The sequence below is a fragment of the Anaerosporobacter sp. genome, from assembly GCF_965301125.1.
Genome location: NZ_CBDLAM010000212.1, coordinates 1 through 5,817, shown reverse-complemented (window position 1 = coordinate 5,817; position 5,817 = coordinate 1). Strand labels below are relative to the sequence as shown.

The following is a 5,817-nucleotide window of genomic DNA, read 5'->3' as shown; positions in this document are numbered from 1 at the left end:
ATAACCAATATTCTTTTTTATTTACCTATTGACTTTTGATAGTTGGTCTTTCTTTAAACAGAAAAAAGCTGATACCAAAGGTTTCGTTTGCCTCTGGTATCAGCTCAATATTCTGTAATCCTACTAATAATATAAATTTATTATACCATTATGTACGGTTTTAATCTATCCAATTTGACTCACTTCAATACTTAAAAGTAATTTATCGCATCCAAAATGCTACAAAATAATTTTTTATCCTATCTGCTGAAATACAATTCTATCGATCTCTGCCTTCCAACTAGGACCTTCCCTTTCCTCTTTTGCAGCAAAGCACTCAGTAAATAACTCTAATACCTTATCTGGTGATGCTATATTATGAGTAAACATGTATTGAAAATAAGTTGAGAATTGTCGAAGGGTAAATGGTACTATTTTTAATGCAAGCTTTTCATCTTTTTGATTATACCAAACCCCTATTCTAAATGTCTCCGCTGTATTAGAATCAATTTTATTCGCTATAAATATCCCATATACAGGTTTAGTTTTGTTCATAACAAGATCAGCAACATGCCTTCTTACTGGTTCCCCCTCCATTGCCTCTTGTCTTGAATTAGTAGACATTGTAACCTCAATAACTATAAAATAATTTTCAAATTCGAAAAGTATATCAGGTCCACCACCTGGGGCAGTTCCAACAGGTAGATAATCCTGATCTATATTGAATCCTCTTGCTTCATACGGCTTATTTTTTATACTATCTATTGCTAGGAAAGCCCTCCACAATATCCACTCTAAATAAGCTGCCGCCTCCGATTTAGGTACTTTAATTATATAATCGTCACTAATCTCTTTTTCCTTACCTGTATTTTCAACTAAAAGATTCATATATTCAAATATTTCTGTCCATTCATTACTCTGTCTTTGTGCATATTGCTCTTCCTTAAATTTATCAATATCCCTCTTTAAACTATTCCGAACAATATTAATATTCTTGGCAGAATCAAGAGGAATATCTGGTATACTATATGAGATGTTATAGTACTCTAACTCTGTGATCATGTCTCGAAGGACCTGATTAGCTGTATGAACATTGTCTGTTGGCAATGGGGCTCCCTGACATAGTTTGGTATATCGTTCTTTTAATGGTTCTGTACTTACAACACTTTTAATGAGCTCTATTGCCATTGAACGATATTCTGGAACGAGAGTAATTCCTCTTCCTGCACTTTTAACATTTCGGGCTGATTTCAGATATCTAAGATTCATATCTGCATAGTCTTTAAAATTAATCTTTAATTTCAAGTATCTATTCCAAGCTTGTTCAATGATATCTGCGTCAAACTTCTTTTTATTTTCAGCTACCTTTCTCTTTTCCCGAATATCAAGTATTGAATCTATTACTTTATCTATATTATTACTAGGATTTGTCGTTTGCACACAAACAGCAAATTCTATGAAATTTATTTTTGCTTCACCTGTACGCTCCTCTAGTTTAAGCATTACTGAAAGAACCCACAATAATGGAGAATATGTTTCTTCATTATTTAATTTTTCCATCGGCACTATTAATCAACGCAGAAAACATTCCTGTTTCGAAGATATCGTATCTGCATTATAAAAAGCTTTTCCCAATGGTGTAATCGCATCAACTGGTCCCAGTTCTTCCTGATTAAATCCATCTTTCTTAGTGACTTCTGGATAAGCAAAGCCAAATTTATTAAACATTAGCCTATATTTACGTGTAATACTTGCATCAACGTCTTTATCTGCATCTCCACCAATTTCACCGGCATTGTGCAAAACTTTTTTAAAAGCAACTTGATCGTTTGGAGCCCGTAATCTTCCGACAAGATTTGACTCAACATATACCTTAAATCCACTTGGAATTCTCCAAGGATTACGCATACCTGTATTTCCAATTAACCATATGTCTATCGGATTAATAACTATTCTTGTCTCTTCAACCTTCTTCTCCCCATCTTTAGTTTTTATCGTCTTCTTTTCTACAACTTTAAATGTGTTCTCATCGATTTGAATTATATCCGCCTTCGCCATTATTCACTCCTACAAATATATATTCTTGTACTTCATTTCTTTCGGTATTTGCTCTTGTTCCAAAGCTATATCTATAGTCAACTGGTATCACTTCCACATGATCTTTATATTTCTTTAATAATTCTACCATTTCCTCCATCGTAGGTAAACTATTTGATGAATAAGAAACTACTAAAATCGAATTTTTGTATTTCTTAAATAAAGTATCAAATGCTAATTTAGCTCCTTCTCTTTTGGAAAAAGGAGTGGGATATGATTTAAATTTCTTTGTTTTGGTTTCTTTTTGTATCTCAACACCTTCCCAGTTTCTAGCCAAACCCTCAACAAAGTGATATCTTCTTACATATTCATTATCTGACTTTGGAGTATAATAAGGTGGATCTATATATACAAGATCAACTTTTTTCTTTAATTCCATTGCATCGGAATTATACGATTTATTTCTTTTCTTATTGTTAAATACTGCACAATTAATGAGTTCCACCGCATCTAAAAACTGTTCCTCAAATGATTTCATTAGATCTTTACGTCCATCATCATATCTATGTCCTACATACGTAAAGATACCTCTTGGTCTCTTTTTCATACATGCTCTCGTTAATGCCGACATAGCTATTGCTCTTTTATATTCGTCTTCAATTTTTAAAATATTATTTCTAACTATATCAATAAATAGGTTATCTTCATCTGAATAATATATCTCTTTAAATGTATCCTGAACAAAAGAATCAATGGTTCCATGTTGAACCATTAATTCTTTAGCTTCACTTATAGGTAATACTGTTCTATTATTCTCTATCAGAGCTTTTGTTATTGTCGAACCCATGGTCATATAATCATTGCTAATGACTCTTTTCCCATGCGCCTTAAACATATAGCTAACGACCCCAGAACCAGAAAATAGATCAAGTACAGAATCGAACTCAAATTGTGAAGATGCTCTCCATATGGCATCTATTAGCTTATTTTTTGACCCCATGTATCTCGTTGTGGGAAATTTATTTACTTGTTCCTCTATAGAACATTTACTAATATGCTGTAACAATTACGTCTTCTCCTGTTCTCTTATTTCCATTTCTATTTATGTTTCTTTTAGTCTGTATAATCTCAATGTTATATGGTGCATACAATTCATGGACCAATGGATGATTAGAATTTGTAAGCATTACATAACATCCCATATCAACTAATCTTTTAACTTCATTTGCTAAATTTCGTTGATCTTGTTCATAAAACTGTTCCTTTGTATATCTTTTAAAATCAGAGAAGTCCGATATTGGAACATACGGCGGATCTAAAAAAATAAAGTCACCTGCTTCAGCAAACTTACCTAGAACCTCTAAATAATCTCCACAAATAATTTGCGTATCCCTTAAAGCTTGTGACGCCATTTGAAGCTTTTCTGGATTACAAATATTAGGGTTCTTATATTTACCATAAGGCGTGTTAAAGAAGCCTTTTTTGTTCAGTCGATATAACCCATTGAAACACGTTCTATTTAAATAAATGGTACGAGCCGCTGCTTCAATTGGTTCACATTCTAGCCAATCCTTTGCTCTCACTTGATAATAAAACTCTTCATCATTTTTGTAAAAACTAAGCATATCAATTATTTCATCACAATGATTGGCTAATTGACTATATAAATTTATAAGTTCAGGATTTGAATCAGAAATAACTGATTCATCTGGACCTATGTTAAAAAACAATGCTCCTCCACCTATGAATGGCTCTATATATTTTCCATACTGCTTTGGCATTCTAGGAATAATATCATTAAGCATTTGTGTTTTTCCACCAGCCCATTTCAGCACTGGTTTTACATTCGACAATTCATTTATTTTTAAGTACCGTTCTGTCATATAGTTAAGTCCCTTCTATAGTGTGTGTATCTATTAACTCAGCAATATCACTGATATCACACTCTAATGCAGTACATATTTTCACAAGTATATCCATAGTAATATTTTCATTCTTTACAAGCTTCGCTACCGAAGCGTGACTAATCCCTGCCAAAGTACATAAATCTTTTTTCTTCATTCTCTTTGAGTTTAAAAGAATCCACAATTTTCTATAAGTTATAGTCATATCATAATCCTTATCTGTATGCTTCTACCTTATTCTAAATTCATATTAAGTATAAATGATTTTTAAGATATATACAACTAAAAATTCAGCGATCGCTGAATTTTTATACAATACCTATTTCTTTTCTAATACAAAAATATACTCATGGGCCAGCATTAAAAAATTCCTCTTTTTATTTTTCCAAAATTGAGTAGATCTACAGTTGTGCTGTTCTTTTATTATTATTTCTTTTAATATAAAACCCTCTCTTACAAAAATTTGCATACTTTCTAATCCTAATGGCATCACATAAGAATTACGTCTAATATCTCCTATCATATATGCACAAAAATGACCTTTTTTCACTACACGATAAGATTCCTGAGCCACCTTTCGCATTTCACTTAGAAATTCTTCATACTTAAATAATGATAAATCGCCCGAGATTCCATCGCTATATTTTATTACATCTGCATATGGTGGATGCGTACATATAAAATCGATACTATCATTCTTTATGAATAATAGACTTCTTGCATCTCCTTGTCTTAAACATATTCTTGAATTACTATCACTAGGGAATTTTAGATTTGAATTAGTTATATCTAACGATTTGTTATTGATATCAATGCCTATAGCATTTCTATTAAGAAGTTTTGATTCGACGAGCGTAGTACCGCTTCCTAAGAATTGATCGAGAACCCAATCATTTTCCTTTGAGTATCTCAAAATTAAATTACGAGGTATGTATGGAGACCAGTTCCCCCTATATTCACCCGAATGGGTTGCCCATTTCCCTCTATTCGGAAAAGACCAAATAGTAGTCTCCTCTAGTTTAAATTGTTGCGGATTTTCTATAATAAATACCCCCTCCATTATTCAATACACTATACATCATAACCTATATAGAACTATGGTTCTAGCTTAAAATGTAACAATTTCACATTCCCTACCTATACAAATTGCATATATGTTATATCTTTCAATATCTTAAGTGTTTATTGTACAAAAAAATAATCATTCTTCTTTGAAGTGCCATAAAAGTGCCCATTCTTACTTCAATAATTTCGTATCATTATTTATACTTACACATATATACACAATCCAAAGTCATTAACAATCTTCCTCTCAAACCTACTCTTCATCTATACTTCATTCATTCCTCCGACTCTTTCCTCAACGAAAAGAGGACTGAACCTCTCGATTCAATCCTAATTATTATTACTGCAGTTGACGGGGCTTGACTCTTCTACTTTCTCATTAATCTGTCCCTAATTTACTTCCAATTTCAGTAAAACTCTCCGTCATTTATGGTACGGTTCCCCTTTCATAATCCGAAACCCTCTATACACTTGCTCAAGCAACACCATACGCATCATCTGATGTGGAAATGTCATCTTTGAAAAACTCAACTTATAATCTGCACGGTCTAGGATTCTCTTATCTAAACCAAGAGAACCACCGATTACAAATACAACATTACTATCACCATTGATTCCTAACTGTTCCATCTTCTCAGATAATTCTTCACTTGTTAACATCTTGCCTTCGATAGCAAGGGCGATAACATAAGCATTATCTTTGATGTATCTTAGAAGCTTATCCCCTTCTTTGGCTTTAATCTGAAGCTCCTCATTCTCAGATGCATTATCTGGAGTGTTCTCGTCTGGCACTTCTATGATCTCTAATTTACAATAACGACTAAGTCGTTTT

The 5,817-nt window shown here is 32.6% G+C and carries 7 protein-coding genes; all 7 read right to left on the bottom strand.

Going from position 1 to position 5,817, the window contains the following annotated elements; genetic code table 11:
• Nucleotides 1–234: 234 nt before the first annotated feature.
• Nucleotides 235–1,539, bottom strand: a complete 1,305-nt coding sequence (locus tag ACW2QF_RS16940) for an AlwI family type II restriction endonuclease (protein WP_455717195.1) — start codon at nt 1,537–1,539, stop codon at nt 235–237.
• Between the two features lie 12 nt (nt 1,540–1,551).
• Nucleotides 1,552–2,037 (bottom strand): hypothetical protein, encoded by a 486-nt coding sequence (locus tag ACW2QF_RS16935; RefSeq protein WP_455717194.1) that lies wholly within the window; start codon nt 2,035–2,037, stop codon nt 1,552–1,554.
• Nucleotides 2,006–3,082: a DNA adenine methylase gene (locus ACW2QF_RS16930; RefSeq protein WP_455717193.1), complete on the bottom strand. Its 1,077-nt coding sequence runs from the start codon at nt 3,080–3,082 to the stop codon at nt 2,006–2,008. Before ACW2QF_RS16930 ends, ACW2QF_RS16935 begins: the two co-directional genes overlap by 32 nt.
• Nucleotides 3,066–3,899 (bottom strand): DNA adenine methylase, encoded by an 834-nt coding sequence (locus ACW2QF_RS16925; RefSeq protein WP_455717192.1) that lies wholly within the window; start codon nt 3,897–3,899, stop codon nt 3,066–3,068. Before ACW2QF_RS16925 ends, ACW2QF_RS16930 begins: the two co-directional genes overlap by 17 nt.
• 4 nt (nt 3,900–3,903) lie before the next feature.
• Nucleotides 3,904–4,125 carry a helix-turn-helix domain-containing protein gene (locus tag ACW2QF_RS16920; RefSeq protein WP_455717191.1) on the bottom strand — a complete coding sequence of 74 codons (222 nt, stop codon included), beginning with the start codon at nt 4,123–4,125 and terminating at the stop codon, nt 3,904–3,906.
• 114 nt (nt 4,126–4,239) lie between these two features.
• Nucleotides 4,240–4,980 carry a TRM11 family SAM-dependent methyltransferase gene (locus ACW2QF_RS16915; RefSeq protein WP_455717190.1) on the bottom strand — a complete coding sequence of 247 codons (741 nt, stop codon included), beginning with the start codon at nt 4,978–4,980 and terminating at the stop codon, nt 4,240–4,242.
• A 428-nt stretch (nt 4,981–5,408) separates the two neighbouring features.
• Nucleotides 5,409–5,817: 23S rRNA (pseudouridine(1915)-N(3))-methyltransferase RlmH (rlmH, locus tag ACW2QF_RS16910; RefSeq protein WP_455717189.1), on the bottom strand; the 409-nt coding region annotated here is incomplete at its 5' end.

Excerpts from the sequence above, each read along its gene's own strand:
- ACW2QF_RS16940 (WP_455717195.1), bottom strand. The coding sequence starts at position 1,539 with ATGGAAAAATTAAATAATGAAGAAACATATTCTCCATTATTGTGGGTT.
- ACW2QF_RS16935 (WP_455717194.1), bottom strand. The coding sequence starts at position 2,037 with ATGGCGAAGGCGGATATAATTCAAATCGATGAGAACACATTTAAAGTT.
- ACW2QF_RS16925 (WP_455717192.1), bottom strand. The coding sequence starts at position 3,899 with ATGACAGAACGGTACTTAAAAATAAATGAATTGTCGAATGTAAAACCA.
- ACW2QF_RS16920 (WP_455717191.1), bottom strand. The coding sequence starts at position 4,125 with ATGACTATAACTTATAGAAAATTGTGGATTCTTTTAAACTCAAAGAGA.
- ACW2QF_RS16915 (WP_455717190.1), bottom strand. The coding sequence starts at position 4,980 with ATGGAGGGGGTATTTATTATAGAAAATCCGCAACAATTTAAACTAGAG.